The sequence below is a fragment of the Armatimonadota bacterium genome (genome assembly GCA_020354555.1).
Classification (GTDB): Bacteria; Armatimonadota; Hebobacteria.
Genome location: CP070648.1, coordinates 1,289,721 through 1,306,004, shown reverse-complemented (window position 1 = coordinate 1,306,004; position 16,284 = coordinate 1,289,721). Strand labels below are relative to the sequence as shown.

Annotated in this window: 10 protein-coding genes; 6 read left to right on the top strand and 4 right to left on the bottom strand. The window is 65.8% G+C overall.

The features are described 5' to 3' along the window. Window positions 1-18 precede the first annotated feature (18 nt). Window positions 19-1,635 carry a hypothetical protein gene (locus tag JSV65_05290; protein UCH35768.1) on the bottom strand — a complete coding sequence of 539 codons (1,617 nt, stop codon included), beginning with the start codon at window positions 1,633-1,635 and terminating at the stop codon, window positions 19-21. A 302-nt stretch (window positions 1,636-1,937) separates the two neighbouring features. Continuing rightward, the gene (locus tag JSV65_05285; GenBank protein UCH35767.1) at window positions 1,938-3,773 is read right to left on the bottom strand and encodes a heparinase II/III family protein; all 1,836 of its coding nucleotides are present in this window, start codon (window positions 3,771-3,773) and stop codon (window positions 1,938-1,940) included. Between the two features lie 383 nt (window positions 3,774-4,156). Between JSV65_05285 and JSV65_05280 the strand changes: the two genes are divergently transcribed. Continuing rightward, window positions 4,157-5,704, top strand: a complete 1,548-nt coding sequence (locus tag JSV65_05280; protein ID UCH35766.1) for a sulfatase-like hydrolase/transferase — start codon at window positions 4,157-4,159, stop codon at window positions 5,702-5,704. Between the two features lie 38 nt (window positions 5,705-5,742). Here JSV65_05280 and JSV65_05275 read toward each other — a convergent pair whose 3' ends face one another. Next, window positions 5,743-6,504 carry a DUF547 domain-containing protein gene (locus tag JSV65_05275; protein UCH35765.1) on the bottom strand — a complete coding sequence of 254 codons (762 nt, stop codon included), beginning with the start codon at window positions 6,502-6,504 and terminating at the stop codon, window positions 5,743-5,745. A gap of 378 nt (window positions 6,505-6,882) precedes the next feature. Here JSV65_05275 and JSV65_05270 point away from each other — a divergent pair, with 378 nt between their 5' ends. Genes JSV65_05270 through JSV65_05255 form a run of 4 tightly spaced genes read left to right on the top strand, consistent with a single transcriptional unit; the run spans window position 6,883 to window position 11,576 of the window. Continuing rightward, window positions 6,883-7,965 carry a 4Fe-4S binding protein gene (locus JSV65_05270; GenBank protein ID UCH35764.1) on the top strand — a complete coding sequence of 361 codons (1,083 nt, stop codon included), beginning with the start codon at window positions 6,883-6,885 and terminating at the stop codon, window positions 7,963-7,965. 3 nt (window positions 7,966-7,968) lie between these two features. Next, window positions 7,969-9,189: an NAD(P)/FAD-dependent oxidoreductase gene (locus JSV65_05265; protein ID UCH35763.1), complete on the top strand. Its 1,221-nt coding sequence runs from the start codon at window positions 7,969-7,971 to the stop codon at window positions 9,187-9,189. A gap of 29 nt (window positions 9,190-9,218) precedes the next feature. Then, window positions 9,219-10,163, top strand: a complete 945-nt coding sequence (arsS, locus tag JSV65_05260; protein ID UCH35762.1) for an arsenosugar biosynthesis radical SAM protein ArsS — start codon at window positions 9,219-9,221, stop codon at window positions 10,161-10,163. A 24-nt stretch (window positions 10,164-10,187) separates the two neighbouring features. Beyond that, window positions 10,188-11,576: a TIGR04282 family arsenosugar biosynthesis glycosyltransferase gene (locus JSV65_05255; protein ID UCH35761.1), complete on the top strand. Its 1,389-nt coding sequence runs from the start codon at window positions 10,188-10,190 to the stop codon at window positions 11,574-11,576. Here JSV65_05255 and JSV65_05250 read toward each other — a convergent pair. Further along, the gene (locus JSV65_05250) at window positions 11,524-12,864 is read right to left on the bottom strand and encodes a DUF2029 domain-containing protein (GenBank protein UCH35760.1); all 1,341 of its coding nucleotides are present in this window, start codon (window positions 12,862-12,864) and stop codon (window positions 11,524-11,526) included. The genes JSV65_05255 and JSV65_05250 overlap by 53 nt on opposite strands. Before the next feature lie 223 nt (window positions 12,865-13,087). On the opposite strand from JSV65_05250, the gene JSV65_05245 reads away from it, so the two are divergent. Further along, window positions 13,088-16,258, top strand: coding sequence for a hypothetical protein (locus JSV65_05245; GenBank protein UCH35759.1), 3,171 nt, complete (start codon window positions 13,088-13,090; stop codon window positions 16,256-16,258). Window positions 16,259-16,284: the final 26 nt, after the last annotated feature.

The window sequence follows — 16,284 nt, the reverse complement described above, 5'->3', positions numbered from 1 at the left end:
TCAGTCAATGATTGCGGCTCATCTCGTCGAATACGCCGTCCATAGCTGATCGAGCCCACCCGAGAGGGCGTATACCCGGCCGTGGGCGTGAACCGTGTCCCCCGGCTCGGCGTCTGGTATCGCCGGATCTGCGTGGAGGCACGGGATGCGGCCATTGCTCATTACGCTGCGGCCGTTCTCCCACATGATCGCTATGACGCGAACGCCGGCTGCGTCGGCAGTCGCCAGCAGCGGTGCCTCCGCACGCTCGTGACAGACGTACCAGCCACCCGGCCAACTAGCGCCCGCGCGCGGTCCGTCCTCCCCCACTCCGGCTATCACCCACGGCGCGAGATTCGGGTCCATCACCTCGTGTGTCGTTCGCGCCAGCGCCCGCCAGTTTCCCCCGGTGCGCAGGTACGTGCGCGCCAGATGTCTCGCCTTGAAAGGCGGCGCGCCGTTCGCCATCAAGCAGAACTGGGGGCTCAGCCCCTTCAGTGCTGCGCTCGTCTGATTCGCCACCCAGAACAGCATCTCCGCCCCGTTGGCGACAGGCGTGATCTGCCCGCCGAAGGCTACGTCATTCGGCAGCTCGAGGGTGTACCACAGGGCGCCGGTGGCGCAATCACACTGCCAATCGGGCAACGAATCAACGCGCACGACGGGCGGCATGTCGGCGCGCGCATGGTCTATGAAGAGTAACCCGAGACCTGACGCAAGAGTCTCCGGGAGGCGCAGCGTCAGATGCCCAGCATCGGCCCACGGCAGCCAGATTTCCGCGGCCTGATAGGTCAGTTTCGTCGGATCGCGCTGGACCGCCCGCAGCGAAGGGACCAAGCCTTGTCTGTCGCGGGCCTGGCGCCCGATGAAGTCGTCGAGGCCGCCCGGCATCGCGTACACCCGCATGAGCGCCCAGCGCGTCTCCCCCGGCGGCACGTCACCGAAGTCGGGGCAGGCATGGATGCATCCGTATTCGCCGTTGTTGAAGAGGAATGCCGCATCGTTCGCCGCGACTCCCACGACTCTCCGCCCGTCCGGCGCCACCGTGGCTACCCACGAATCCGCGGCTGGTGTCTGGCACGTGGCATTGAAGCCGTCCACAAATGCATGGCTCTGATACTGCTTCCCCGTCAACTCGTAGAACTGCAGTGGTCGCGAACTGGTTGTCCGCGAGATGTCCGCGATACGCGCCGGCCCGTTCGCGGTCGCGATGTACGTGCGGTCGAATGTCTTGTCGTTGATCGGCCCTGGGTTGACACACGCGAAGCTAAAGGCGTGGCGCCAGGTGCGCGCCGTCAGGTTCCTAACGCCTTGCCACACATCCACATGATCGCAGAACGGGACGATGCGCACCTCGTACCGCACGTTCTCATTGGCCAGCGTGTACCCGACGGCCCCTGCCGTGTCGGGCCCGGTCCAGTACGGCTCGTAACCGGGGAAGTTGAGCAGCACCTCCTGTTCGTCCCCGATCGTCTCCGGCACGACGAGCACCATCGCGCCGCCGGGCAAGACCGGCGAGCGCATCTTGACCGCCATGCTGCCCTGGACCGGTTCCAAATCGATCCGCTGCATCGCGTTCATGTGGGTGCTGCACATTGCACACGTGCCCCCGACCGATATGGCGAGCGCGACTAGGGCTGACCGGAACTTGTCCATGCTTCGGCTTTTCCTCTGCACTCCCTGGGTGCCCAGGCAAATGGCAGCCTGGCTCGACGCGCCTGCCGGTTCACTCCCATACAGCGTTTGGCATTCGCGGATGGCCGCTGATGCCAAACGCTCTTCCGCACGAGATCCCTTGTAGAGTCTCGTGTATTACCGCAGCGCCGGTAATACACATAGACTCTTCCGGACGAGGTTCGTTCGGGATGTGCCCCGCCGTCCCTTGCGTCCTTCCCTAATACACGAACCTCGATAGGTGCGCACCGAAGCCCGCGAGTCATTCCGACACTGCAGGGCCCTCACTGGTTGCCCGAAGTCCGGTCGTTGGGCACGACTTTCGTCACCAGCCTCAGGGCTTCCGCTGCATCGCGTGATCTGATCACGATGCAGGTATGCAAGTGGTCGGGGGACTCGCTGCTGCGCGGGCCGGACGCCAGCGTGTTATCCGGCAGCATCTCCTGTGAGACGAGCAGCGGCCCGGATCCCTGAACCGTCATGGTCGCGTCCGGCCAGTGGACCGTGAAAGCATCGTCGCTGCCCATGATATCGACGTGGTCCGCAGTCCCCAGATGCCAACGGAAACAGACAACTTGGCGCGTTCCCGCCTCGAGCTTCACTTGATCGCTCACAGTCATGGCATCGGCGGTCCACTGCACGGTACGACGCCATTGCTCCAGGTCGTCGTAGCATTTCGTAGGATCCACGGTGACCTCGCCGCCGCTGTCGCCCAGGCGCCGCACGGACATCGGTGCGACGTCGGTGCGCGGCATGGCCTCGCCCAATTGCAGGACGTTATGGCCGACGCCGGACTGATAGTGCGACTCAATCAGCGGGTTGTGGTAAGCGGGAGTGCCGGCCTCGATGAGGATCGGACGCCCGCGAGAGATGAAGTTCACGTGGCCCCGGTCGTGGTGGTCGTGCTGGTCAGTTCCGTGGCCGCCGCGCACCCAGACCCCGGTGGCGTCGTGCCCCCAGGAGTCCCGCCAGTTAACCCGGGTGGCTCGCTCGTAGGACGCGTGCAGAGGCGGTGCTGCCTCGTCGCCCACCGGCGGCAGTTCACGGCACAGCAGCCCCGGCAGGTCGTCCGAAGGGCCGCCCACTTGCTCCGCCAATGCCCAGCGCGCCGCGGAGCTTCCGGTGCACACGGCGAGCAGGGACAGCAGCGGCCGCAGGTTGCCGAGTGCGCGGGCGGCGCCCGCATCGAAGCAGTTGATGAGCATGCCCCCGGGTTGAATGTGATGGACGATCCACGTCGGGCAATTGCGCAGGAACGGGTGGTCAATGGCCCGCCGGTCCCCGGCAGTGGCCATGGCGTGCGCGGTGTGCACCATCGAGGTGATGGTGAACGCTGCGTAGCCGACGCCTTCCTCGAACTCGCCGGCTGCGCCGTGGCTGTCCAGCGCCTTCACCGTGTTTGCGACACCCAACTCATACGCGTCCCGATGCTTCTCAACGCCCAGCACCAGGCACGCCCGCACCAAGCCCTCGGTGGGCAGCATCCACTGATTGGTGATCGGGTTGTCGCCCCTGACGAACCAAGGTCGCTTCGTCTCCCAATCGTCAACGATGCTCGCAATCTCACGCGCGAGGAGATCGTCCAGCGACCCGCGCAGGTCAGCCGGTATCGAACCGCGCGGCATGAGGTCGAGCGCATCCCCGATGCCCCTCATCGCCATGCCGGTCGCAAGCCAGTTGCCGTCCTGGCCGTCCGGGGGCAGGCGATGGCCGGGCGCATAGAGCGTCCAGCCCGGACGCTGCAAGGGCGACCATGTGGCAGTCTCGGCGAGTTGCTCGATAACGCGCGCGCGGAAGACGTCCTCGTCGGTCAGGCGGTACGCCGCCGCGAGCAGGGGCAACTCACTCGCGATCGTGCTCGCAGTACCGTAATCGGACATCGCGAGCGCGAAGGTCTCGGCGATCTCCGGCTCCAGATACTGCGCGCGCCCGTCGAGCCCCGTGCGATGCTTGCCGACGTCGTCCAGCCGGTAAACCCGGCGCACAACCGGCGATTGAGCGACCGCGCGAGCGCGCTCGACCAGCGCGTCGCGGATGCCCCGCGCAGCCTTGTCATTCTTGACGGAGTCCACCAGTTGCGCCCATGTCTTCACGGGATGACTCTCCTCATCGGCCATCATCGTTCGAGCTTCCGTGAGCATCACGCCAGACATCAGGGCCATGGAGAAGGCAAGCCGCAGCGCGTATTTCATGACGGTAGACCGTTGACTACGCCCCCGACGCGCAACTCTCCGAAGGATACATGAACGGTGTACCTGGGTCAAGCGGACGCGAGGACTGCGGAATGACCGAATCGCCGTCGCCGGCGAAGCCATCGTGCTTCGGCCAGCGGGCGCGGTCTGGCAGCGGCCGAGCGCAGTCGGCTGCAGGCAGGGGTGCTGATTGAAGTGCTGGAACTGCAGAGAGATGGAACCGGCTACCGGGTGCAGCGCCCGGCGGGCGCGGTGCTGCGCGGTGGGCGGCGCCGCAGTACTGGTGCGACACGGACGAGGAGGACAACTGGATGCCTAGACGTCTCAACTTCCTGTGCTTCGTGACCGACCAGATGCGCGGCGACCACATGGGCTGCGCGGGGAATCCGGTGATCCAGACGCCTAACCTGGACCGGCTCGCCGCCGCCGGTGTCCGTTTCACTCGCGCGTACGTCAATAACCCGCTGTGCATGCCGTCGCGTGCCACGCTGTTCAACGGCTTGACGCCGCGCGCTCACGGGGTGCGCACGAACGGCATCCCGCTGGATCGCCGCTTCCCGACGATGCTCGACGCGCTGTCACAGGCGGGCTACTCCACGCACTCCGTCGGCAAGCTCCATCTGCTCCCCTTTTCCACGCCTCACGGCGTTGATCCGAGTACGCTCGATCCAGCTCACTGGGCCGAGTCGTACTACTTCTGGAACCACGGCATTCTCGACGCAATGCCGACGCCGTACTTCGGCTTCCAGACCGCCGAGATAAGCATCGGCCACGGGCCCGGAACGACCGGTGACTACCGTCGCTGGCTGCGCGGCAAAGACCCCGGAGCCGAAGGGCTGTGGAAGCCCGAGGCCGGCACGCCAACTCCCCACAATGCCGAGCAGGCATGGCACTGCGCGATCCCCGAGGAGTTGCACTACAACACTTGGGTCGCGGATCGGACGATTGAGTTCCTCGAGCGGCATGCGCGCGAGGAGCCGTTCTTCGCGTGGTGCTCGTTTCCGGATCCGCATCATCCCTACTGCCCGCCGGAGCCGTGGGCGAGGATGTACGATTCCGCCGACATGCCCATGCCCACGCGTCGTGAGGGTGAACTCGAGACGCTGCCGCCGTTCTACGGAGAGGTGTACGAGAGGCCGCTGCCGCTCAGTGGGCGCATGCGCCCGACGAAGATGAGCGATGAGCAGCTGCGGGAGATTCTCGCGCTGACCTATGGCATGATCTCGCACGTCGATCACAACATCGGGCGCGTGATGGATGAGCTCGACCGGTGCGGCCTGCGCGAGAATACCGTGGTGTGCTTCCTCTCCGACCACGGGGACATGATGGGAGATCACTGGATGATCAACAAGGGGCCGTTTCACATGAACGGCCTGGTCCATATGCCGTTCATCTGGAGTTGCCCGGGCCTCTTTGCCAAGGGCGTCACGAGCGCCGGGCTTATCAGCTATCTCGACTTCGCGCCGACGATTCTGGATATCGCGGGAGTGCCGATACCCGAGGGCTTGGCGCCGCCTGAGCCGGAAACCGAGAACCAGCTCCCGCCCTGGCCCGGCATTTCGTTCGCGGGACAGTTGCGCGGGGAAACGGGAGCTTTGCAGGACAGCGTCGTCGTCGAGAATGACGAGGACTATCTCGGTCTGCGTTTGCGCACGTTGATCACTGAGCGTTACAAGATCACGGCCTATCCCGGGCAGGAGTACGGGGAGCTGTTCGATCTCAGCGGAGACCCGGGGGAGCTGCACAATCTCTGGCATGACCCCGGGAGGCGCGAGCTGAAGAGGGACCTGCTGATACGGCTGATGGAGCGACTGGTCGAGACCGATAACCGGCTGCCGCGGCGAATGAGTCACGCCTAAGCGGGCGAGCAAGCTCCTTCGGGCCGCGGGCCGGGCGCCTACCGCTCGTTAAGGCTCCAGTCATAGGCCTGGAAGCGAACGCGGTACTGCGCCAAGTCAGAGGGCGGATCATCGAGGTACCGCCGCACGTAGCCCGCAAGCGAATCCGCCTCGCCGAGGAAGTCCGTACGGTACCACTTGAAGAGCGCTGACAGCGTCAACTCCTTCTTCGTTCTATCAACGCGCGCGCCTGCGGGGCTGTTGATGAACTTTTTTGCTGACGCCTCGAGCCGCTGTTCGAGCGTACCTGGATCAATTGCGCGGCTCCACAGGCGCGGGCAACTCTTCGCGGCGCACACGAGGACGAAATGGATGCGCGGCTCCCGGAAAGTCGGCCGAATCACCGCGTTCTCGATGTCGTCCAGTGAGTATCGCGCGCCGCCGGCCTTGTAGCGCTGTTCCTTGAAGAAGCGCTCGACGTCTTGCACGCTCTTCACGGGATAGTGGTCGAGCACGCCCGCGATGGTAAATGCGTTGTAGGCATTCAGCCAGTAGGCCAGACGATCCTCACGCGACGGAAGGGACGATGCGTCGGTTCGGGCCAGCGCGTCGAGGTATTGATCGAGGCGAGCGCGGTCCCTCCGCAGCGCCGCGTAGTCCACCAGGCCGTGGGATCCTACGTGTTCCTGGAGCACCGCGTCAAACAGTTCGTGGCTGAAGGCGGTCGGCGCGGAGTCGCCGATGCCGACGGCATTCTCGGGCGCACATCCGGTCGAGAATACCAGCCCTATCGCAACTAGAACAGCGGCACAAACCTTCATTCCCCCGCCCTTTCGTGTAGCACCGGCGTCCGAACATCGTCGCGCTGCAATGGACTGTCATTCGTTCCCGACTTCTCACCAGTGACTCCTGTTGCGGCCGCGGCACAACGTTGTGCGGCATGTTTACCACGGGGATTGGCTTTGCCTGTCTCAACCGGGCGTGTACCAGGCGCACCGCGGTTCGCAGCATCCGGGCGGCACGTGACGTATGGTAGATGGATCCAACATCGCATCGCAGGGGCAATCGCTTGGACCGCCTAAATCGACTCCACCGGTTGTAATGCGCGGACACAGCGCGATTCGGGGCGCGCGATTGGCCCAGCAGCACCGACCGGTCGGGGGCACCTCGGGACCGCCGAGCAGGAGGCGAACGACAACGTGGCGGAGCCGACAGACATAGCACAGTACCACGATTTCGATCACTGTCCGCTGTGCGAGCGCTTCAGAGCGCGGCGGCGTTTCGACGTGCTGCCGTGGCTGGCGGGAACCGCTGTGCTTTCGCTGCTCGCGGTCATCGTCATCCGCGCGCTGTGGCCGGGCAGCCCGCGCTGGCTCGGCCCGCTCGTGCCGTGGGCGTATTGGGCAAGCGTCATCGTGTTCGGCGTGTGGGTGATCCGACGGTGGAAGAACACCTACTTCCGCTGGCGCACGGTCTCCGTGATGACGGTGCAGACCGTCATCGGGATCATCATGGCCGGGCCGCTCGCCCTGGGCTTCGGCATGCCGCTTCTCGCCCGGCGGGTTCATCTCACGTGGCCTTTACACATGAGCGTCCTCAATCCGAACCGTCCGGAATCCATCCTCGTCTACGGGGCCATCATGTCTTTCATTGTCTGGCCTGCGGTGGCGCTGGTCCTCGGCAAGCGGTACTGCTCGTGGTTCTGCTTCTGCGGCAATCTCGCGGAGACCGCGGGTGAGGCGTTCCGTACCATCGGCCCCAAAGGACCTCGGGCTCAGGGCCTCGACCGCACCTTCTACGCGATCCTCGTCGCCGCGGGCATCGTAACCCTGGGCGTGTGGTTCAAGGTCACCTGGCCCTTCAAATGGTACGAGTGGATCGTCGGATTCGTGCTGGTTGATCTCGTGGGGATCGGGCTCTATCCCATTCTGGGGAACCGGCCGTGGTGTCGCTTCTTCTGCCCGCTTGCGGCGGGACTTGGGGCGCTGTCCCAACACGGCAGATTCGCGATCTACACCGACGATCAGCGCTGCATCGAATGCGGCACGTGCAATCGGTACTGCGAGATGGGCATTGACATCCGCATGCGCGCGCGTCAGGGCATTCCGCTCAAGGACGATCAGTGCGTCGGCTGCGGAGCGTGCATCGCGGTGTGCCCGCGCTACGCGCTCAGTTTCCGGCAGTTTCCGGAGCCGGAGCATGCCGCCGCGGTGAAGAACACGTATCGTTTCCGCCGGCCATTCGTCCGCCAATTGGCGGCGCCTCGCCAGAGGGAGGCGTAATCCATGGCAGCCCCGTACATCATAATCGGCAACGGCGTCGCAGGTGTCAACGCGGCGGAGACCATACGCGCGCGCGACCCGCGGGCGCAAGTCATCGTGATTACCGATCAGGAGTGCGAGTTCTACTCGCGCCCGGCGCTCTATTACTACCTCCTCGGGCGCATCGAGTTCGCGGACACCGTGGGGCGCCCCAGGGGCTTCTACCGGCGCAACCGATTCGACCTCCAGTGCGCCACGACCGTTTCCTCGCTTGACCCAGAGGCGCGCACGATCACACTTGCTGACGGGGCCGAGTTGAGCTACCGCCGAATACTGCTGGCAACCGGCACCCGCGGGCGCATGCTGCCCTGGGTGCGAGAGGGCGTCAAAGGCCTGATTGGCCTCAATACCCTGCGCGACGTCGTGGAGATCACCCACGCCATGCAGGACGCGGAGGCCGCCGTCGTCGTCGGAGGCGGGCTGACCTCGATCGAGATCGTGGAGTCGCTCGCGCATCATGGCATCAAGACGACGTTCATCATGCGCGACGACCGCTTCCTGGCGAAGCAGATGACTTCCGAGGAGGCCGAGGTAGTCCATGACGCGCTGCGCCGCATGGGTGTGGACGTCCGCACGGGCGAAGAGGTCACCGAGATGTCGGTGGCGGACGGCCGCGTGACCGGGGTCACGACCAAGAGCGGCGACCACATCCCGTGTCAGATAATCAGCCTCGCGGTGGGTATCGCGCCCAACCGCGAGCTGGCCGAAGCGGCGGGCGCGGAAGTGGCCGCAGGCATCGTGGTGGACGACTCTATGCGCACCAGCTTGCCCGACGTATTCGCGGCCGGCGACTGTGCCCAGGTGCGGCAGGCCGACGGCTCCGCCGCTCCGGCCGAAATGCTGTGGTACGTCGCCGCGCACATGGGACGCGTTGCAGGGGCGAACATGAAGGGAGGGGCTGAGCGCTACGAAGCCGCGCCGTTCCTGAATGTGTCCGAGCTTGCTGGCGTGGACTTCTGCGGCGTCGGCAGCATCGTCCCGGACCAGGACGGTGTGGAGACACTGTGGGCTCCCTACACGCCGCACGGCACGGCGCGCGTGGTGCTGCGGGACGGATACATCGTCGGCGGATGCTTCGTCGGCGACATTCGTGTGGGCGATCTGACACGCGCCCTGATTGCCCACCGCGCACGCTGGGAAGAACTGCCGAAGGACCATCCATTGCGCGCCCGCTTCCACTGCTAGGTGACATCATCAATGCGTAGGAGCAGCTCATGCAGATCTACTCGCCGTTTCCTGGGATAGAGGCGTCCGGCCTGGACATCTTGCAAGTCAATCTCGGCCGTCTGTGCAACCAGTCGTGCCGGCATTGTCATCTCGCGTCCGGCCCGGAGCGCAAGGAGTGCATGGAGTGGGACACCCAGCGCGCGATCGTGTCGGTGCTGGAGCGGCATCCCATTGAGACGCTCGACCTGACCGGCGGTAGCCCGGAACTCAACCCCACGTTTCGCGATTTCGTCAGTGCCGCCGCGGCGGTCGTCCCGAATGTCAAGGTGCGCACCAATCTCACCGTTCTCACAGAGCCGGAGCAGGCCGATCTGCCCGAATTCTTTGCTGAGCGCACGGCAGAGCTGGTGGCCAGCATGCCGTGTTACACGCAGGAGAACGTTGACGCCGTGCGCGGCAACGGCGCGTACGGCAAGAGCATCGCCGCGCTGAAGCGACTCAACGGGATCGGCTATGGCGTTGCCAACAGCGGCCTGTCGCTCACTCTCGTGTACAATCCCGCCGGGCCCGCCCTGCCCGGCCCGCAAGCCGAACTGGAGGACGCGTACCGACACGAATTGGGCCGCGACCACGGCATAGAGTTCAGCCGCCTGATCACTATCACCAACATGCCCATCGGCCGCTTCGAGGAGCAACTGCGCGAATCCGGCGACCTCGAGGACTACTGGGACCTGCTGGTGAAAAGCCACAACCCGGAGGCCGTTGCGCACGTTATGTGCCGAGTGCTGCTCAGCGTTGCGTGGGACGGACGGCTGTACGACTGCGACTTCAACCAGGCGCTCGACCTGCGACTCGGCGAGGATGTGCCGCAGACGATATGGGAGTTCGACTATGCGGCTCTCTCCGCGCGGCCCATAAAGACCGCGACCCACTGCTATGGGTGTACCGCGGGCGCAGGCTCCGGCTGCATGGGTTCGCTAGTTGCCTCGTAAGTATCGAAGGACGGCTTCGAGGGCATGGGCTTCACTTTCGGCCTGGTCATCTTTGCGCGGGAGCCGAAACCGGGCGAGGTGAAGAGTCGTCTCGCCGCAGACATCGGGGCGGAGCGCGCGGCGCGTCTCTATCAAGGCTTCCTGCAGGACACCGTGGCTGCCGCATCGCGTCTGCGCGATGCGCGGCCCTTCATCGCGTGGGCGGGCGCGTCTCTCTCGAGCACAGCCTGGATCGAGCGCGCGTGCCCTGGAATCGAGGTGTTCCCCCAGCAGGGCGATAACCTCGGAGAGCGCATCGCCGACGCTTGGGCGCGCGCTCGAGCGCGCGAGTGTGAGCGCGTGGTCATCGTCGGATCCGACAGCCCGAGCTTGCCGGTATCGCGCATCACGGCGGCCGCGCGCCATCTGCGCGGGGCCGACATCGTGCTCGGCCCCACACGCGACGGAGGCTACTATCTGATCGCCGGTCGCTCACTCGACCCGCACATGCTGGATGACATCCCGTGGAGCACCCCCGAAGCGCACGCGCAGACTCGATCGGCCGCTGAGCGCCGGGAGTTGCGGGTCGATTTGCTTGCCACATGGTACGACGTGGACACGGTTGACGATCTGCGCTTCCTGGCTGCGCACCTGCGCGCGATCGAAGCCCGCGGCGCGCCGACGCCCTGCCCTGCAACCCGCGCTGCGTTGCGCGAATTGCGGCTCTCGGATTGTCCGCCGCGCATCGGCGTAGTCATTCCGGCGCTGAATGAGGAATCGTCCATCGGCCGCGTGCTGGACGACATCCCCCCCGAGCTTGCGTCGGAAGTCATCGTGGTGGACAACGGCAGCACGGACGGCACGGCGGCGGTCGCCCGATCTCACGGAGCTCGCGTGGTCTCCGAGCCGGAGCGCGGTTACGGAGCGGCGTGTCTGCGCGGAGTCTCGGCACTCGATCGCGCGGACCTCGTCGTCTTCCTCGACGCGGACTACAGCGACCACCCCGAGGAAATGATTGGGTTGGTTGCTCCGATCCTGGAACGGCGCGCCGACCTGGTCATCGGCTCGCGCACGGCGGGAACCCGCGAGCGAGGCGCCTTGCCTTCGCATTCCGTGTTCGGCAATTGGCTTGCCGGGCGGATGCTGTGGCTGCTTCACGGACAGCGCGCGACGGATCTCGGGCCGTTTCGGGCGATTCGCGCGGACGCGCTCATGGAACTGGGGATGGCGGATCGCGCGTTCGGCTGGACGATGGAGATGCAGGCGAAGGCAGCACGAGCGGGCCTGCGCGTCGCGGAGGTGCCGGTCAGCTATCGCCGTCGCATTGGGAAGTCCAAGATAACCGGCACTATTACCGGTTCCGCAAAGGCGGGCGCCGCGATTATCGGGATGGCTCTGCGGAGCCTGTGCTGGCGACCCGACCGATTCGTCTGAGGCGGAAAAGGCGCCAGGCGCCTTCGATGGCCAGTGCGGCGTACACCACGCCGTATTCGACTTGCTTTGCCGGCGACACCGCGTCCGGCAGCGACCAGTGAGTGTAGTATGCCACTGAAGCCAGCCCCGTGAACAGCACCCATCCGGCGACAGGCCAGAGGCAGAGGAACGGCACGGTCCACGCGACATACCACGGCAGAACCGGGCCACCCAGGAGCAGCGCCGCGCTGAGAATGATGAATGTGTTGCGCACGGGATCCCCGTCATCGCGCGTCGCGCGCAGCATGAGCCAGATAGCGAGCACAATCAGCGCGGCCAGGACGATCGCCTTTGCCGCGACTGCTTCGTCATTCGTCAGCGGCGCCACCGCACGCTCGATCCACAGCAGCAGGCTGGCGTTCGACCGCCACCGGGCGACGTATTGGGTCAGCCCGCCAAAGAGCGCGGCGCCAGCCCCCAGAAACGGCGCGGTGACCGCAGCACACGTGACCGCTACCCATGCCGGGTATCGCCAACCATGGCGCCGGAACATGAACGGCAGCGCCGCCAACGCGTAGCCCTTGGTCATAATGGACAGGCCGAGCGCCGCCGCCGACCAGCCGACCCGTCTGTCATTCGCCGGAGGCGCCAGGACCAAGGCGGCGAGCAGGAAGCATACCCCGACAACGTCCACATGGGCGCCAGCCACGAACTCGGTGATCACCAGCGGATGCCAGGCATACGCCACGAGCCATTCGCGGGGCCTACGCAGGCGGACGAGCAGCATCCACACCAGGCCGAGCGCCGCGAGATCAAACAACACGAATGCGCACCGGAAGGTGCGCTCCGGGCCGCCGGGCACGCGCCACAGCCCGGCGAACAGGATCTGCGCGGCAGGCGGGTAGATGGTTGGGACGCGCTTGTGGTTGATGGGACGCCACAGGTCGTCGCGGAGATGGCTCAGCTTCGGGTTTGCGGGCGCGTAACGATACGGGTTGATCCCGGCGTTGGCAACCCGGCCGTCCCAGATGTAGCGATAGAAGTCGGTGGACAAGCGCGGCGCGCGCACCCACGTCACCGCACGCAGGCCTAGAGCGAACGCCAGCATTAGCGTGAGCGCAGCGACACCGCGGAGGCGGCCGCTCCGCGCCAGCGCGAGCGCGCCGAGGTAAGCCGCGAAGGCGATGGCTTGACCCGCGATGAAGCGCGACCCCCAGGGCCCGTCGGCGGGCGTGTGCAGCATCCACAGCCCGACCGCAATCGCAAGCCCGAGCCCACATAGCACGGCATGAGCCGGAATCGAAACCACAGGCCGCTGCTGGTCGCGGTTCGGCGGGGCAGCCGTAAGCATGGATCAGGATTGCGCCGCGCATGCCCTCCTCACCTGCTCGGCGCATTCGCCATCAAGAGGACATCATTATCCTTCGCTCGTGCCAAGGGAGCGCCCGGCCGACGACCGACAGAAGGGCGCGACTGCGGAGTGGCAGAACGAAACAAGCGATGTGACTATGAGAGATCGCGGAGAGCGCAGCATGACCACGAGCCGGTTTGCGTTTGCCCTGGTGCTTGCCATGACGATGACGGCCGCAGCGAAGGCGGAGTCCCTCACCGTGACGACGAGCACCGTGGGCGCTGTTTTCGATGACGGATCCCTGGTGTCGTTCGAGAATAGGCTTACGGGGGAGCGTTATTTCGCTCCCAGCGAGGGGCAAACGCAGGTTGGAGTGATGGAGAAGGGCGGCGTCCTCAAGGCGACGCGCCTCGTGCGGGAGCGCCAATTTCCGGGGGGATGTCAATGGGTCGCAGAGACGGCAGGCGAGCAGCCGGCTCGCGTCACGACCACCGTCAAGGCCGACGAGGCGACCGGCGGGCTTGTCATCGCCCAACGCGTCGCGCGGGCCGAAGGCGGAATCGGCGGCGTCGAGTGGGGCTGGCGCGGCCTGGATTTGCGGAGAGTAGGACTGATTGTCCCAGGCGCCGGTGGCGTGGTCGTGGATGCCGCTCGCACCGAACCCGAGGTGGACTATGAGTGGCCGGGGTCATGGCAGGCGGCCGCGTTGTTCGTTCAAGGCGAGAAGGGCGGCATCTCGCTCTGGACCGATGATCCCCTCAGGCAGTTCAAACACCTCAGCTACGAGCGCACGGGCGAGACGGCCGCTCTGCGTTTTGCCACGGAAACCGACGGCCCGGCTCAAGACCATCGCAGCTTTGATGCCGTGACGTGGCGACTGGATGCGTATCAGGGCCACTGGCAAAGCCCCGCCGGGCAGTACCGCAGGCTGATGGAGCGTTCCTACGGCCTGACGCCTCTCGCCCGGCGGCAACCGGACTGGGCAGGTCGCATCGGCTTCGTGGTGCGGATTCAAGCTCTCCTGGAGCGCCCGGAGTTGGAGCGACTCGCCCGCGAAGTGCCGCCAGACCGCACGCTGATCTACGTCCCAAGTTGGCGGTCCTACGGCTACGACGTCAACTATCCGGAATACGAGCCCGGCCCTGGCGTCGCGGACTGGATCAACATGGTCCGAGGGCTGGGCTTTCGCGTCATGCTGCACTTCAACTTCGCCGGGATCAACCCGCGGCATCCGCTGCGAGACGAATACGACGATATGCTCCTGCGCGATCGCTGGTCGGGGAACCTCGTCGGCTGGTACCTCGATCGCCCTCACGACCCGGAGCATCAGATCGTCGTGCTCAACACGGCGTATCCCGAGGCGCGGCGCTTGCTCATCGAGCGGATGGTGGAAGCTCATCGCACGCTCGGGTTTGACGCCATCCACTTGGATTATCCCGTGCTGATCAACAGCACCCACGGCCGCGTGAACGGCGTCAACGCCCTCGGCGGCGCGGAGCTATACCTCCGCGAGCTGCACGCCGCGCTGCCCGAGGTCGCCATCGGCACGGAAGGGATCCACGAGGTGCTCCTGCCATGCTCGTTCGCGCAGCTGGGCGAGATCTTCTGGAACCCGAACGAGCACCTGGGGACGTACCATCCCGTGCGGAGCTTCCTGTTCTCTCCGTTCGTGCAGCTCTACGGGCATCTCGGAATGCCCGACCCGGTGACCGCCCTGGCAGCATACGTTGACGCAACAGAGGTCGGTGTCCGACTGGCGTCCCTGCCGACTTTGCCTGTCCACGAGTCGAGCATTGACTGGGAAGCCGATGGCGTGCGGCTTGCGCTGGATCTCGGGCGGCTGTGGGCGACACAACAGCTCCGACCCGACTTTGATCTGGCGCCGAGCGAGGCCATGGCGTGGCGCGGCAACGCCGGCTTCCGGGCGAACTTGAGACGCGAGTCGTACGGCTGGGTCTTGCGCGGCCCGGAGCGGGCGCCCGTCATGCTCATAGCCGCGGGTACGAATGCCCTGCCGGCGCCGTGGGTGGTGTCCGATTGGCCGGCGCAAGACAGGAACGGGGTGTACGGCCTCGACCCGGAACGGCGTTATCTGGCGCGGCCCGGAAAACCGGTGCCGAAAGCGGTGGCCGTCGCGCGTCCCGAGCGACCACTGGTGCTGCAGACATTCTATCGCGGCGCCCGGCGGGCCGTTGCCCAGGTCAAGCGTTACGCGAAGCTCGTGTGGGAGGCGTCTAAAGCGATGGGCGAAGCGCGGCGCTTGATGTCACCGCCCGGGCAGGCGCCCGGCAGTCTCGACGGTCAGACCGGACCTCTTGCCGATGGCGGCGTCTTCATCGCCCGAAGCGCCCCCTGCAAGGGCGAGCGGCGCCCGGCTATCTTCGCTCACCCTCCGTGGCAGGGCGAGGCGGCGGGTGGAGCAACGATTGGTGAGTTCACTGTCGAGCTGCCGCGGGCCGAGGCGCTGACGCTGCGCTTCGCCACAGGGCTCGCCGACATCGTCCACGTTCCCGACCTCAAGGATACCGGAGACGGCGTCACGTTCGTCATCTCGATCAACGGTGAACCCCGATTCACCCGCCACCAGAGCCGAGACGCGGGTTGGATGGAGAGCGAAGTCGACCTGAGCGACCTCGCGGGCACGGTGGCCACGCTGCGGTTGATTACGGCTCCCGGTCCCGCCGGCGATGTTTCCTACGACTGGGCTTACTGGAATGACGCCAGGATCGAGGCCGGCGCAGACGAGGGGCCGTTGGCGTTTGACCTGGTGTCAGATGCGCGGGCACAGGCGACGATCCCGTCGGCGGCCGCGAGCGACCAGAGGCCGCGCCGTTATCACTTCGAGGGGGGCGGTCGTTCACTGTGGGCGGCGCTGGTGTACGAGCGCGAGCAGGTGTCGCTGCCGGCCAAGCTGGCCGACCTGCCATTCAGCACGGCGACACTGTCGCGAGGCCTCGGCGGCGACCGCAGCGTTTATGGCAGCGGGACCATCGCAGACGTGGATATGAGAGACGTCTCAATGCGCGCGATCAGCGGACACACGCCGTCGCAAGGACGGACAGTGCTTGATTGGGCGCTGGCGCTTCCTGAGGAGCCATGCCGACTGCGCTTCCACTACGGGGTCCGCGACGGCGGGGAAAGCGTGCTGTTCATCGCGGCAGTGAACGGCGAGATCCTGTGGCAAGCGCCTGTGCCTCAGCCGCAGGGCTGGCAGGAGACCACGCTGGACCTCGGCAAATGGGCGGGGCAGACGGTTCTCGTCACTCTCATTACGGATTCCGATGGGGCGAATGTCTGCGACTGGGCGCATTGGGGTGAGCCAATCCTGGAAAGGCGGAATTCCGATGACTAGACGGCTGACGGCTTGCGCTGTGGCGA

Bases quoted from the DNA above. Each gene is read 5' to 3' on its own strand.
- JSV65_05290 (UCH35768.1), bottom strand. From the start codon at position 1,635: ATGGACAAGTTCCGGTCAGCCCTAGTCGCGCTCGCCATATCGGTCGGG.
- JSV65_05285 (UCH35767.1), bottom strand. From the start codon at position 3,773: ATGATGGCCGATGAGGAGAGTCATCCCGTGAAGACATGGGCGCAACTG.
- JSV65_05280 (UCH35766.1), top strand. From the start codon at position 4,157: ATGCCTAGACGTCTCAACTTCCTGTGCTTCGTGACCGACCAGATGCGC.
- JSV65_05275 (UCH35765.1), bottom strand. From the start codon at position 6,504: ATGAAGGTTTGTGCCGCTGTTCTAGTTGCGATAGGGCTGGTATTCTCG.
- JSV65_05265 (UCH35763.1), top strand. From the start codon at position 7,969: ATGGCAGCCCCGTACATCATAATCGGCAACGGCGTCGCAGGTGTCAAC.
- arsS (UCH35762.1), top strand. From the start codon at position 9,219: ATGCAGATCTACTCGCCGTTTCCTGGGATAGAGGCGTCCGGCCTGGAC.
- JSV65_05255 (UCH35761.1), top strand. From the start codon at position 10,188: ATGGGCTTCACTTTCGGCCTGGTCATCTTTGCGCGGGAGCCGAAACCG.
- JSV65_05245 (UCH35759.1), top strand. From the start codon at position 13,088: ATGACCACGAGCCGGTTTGCGTTTGCCCTGGTGCTTGCCATGACGATG.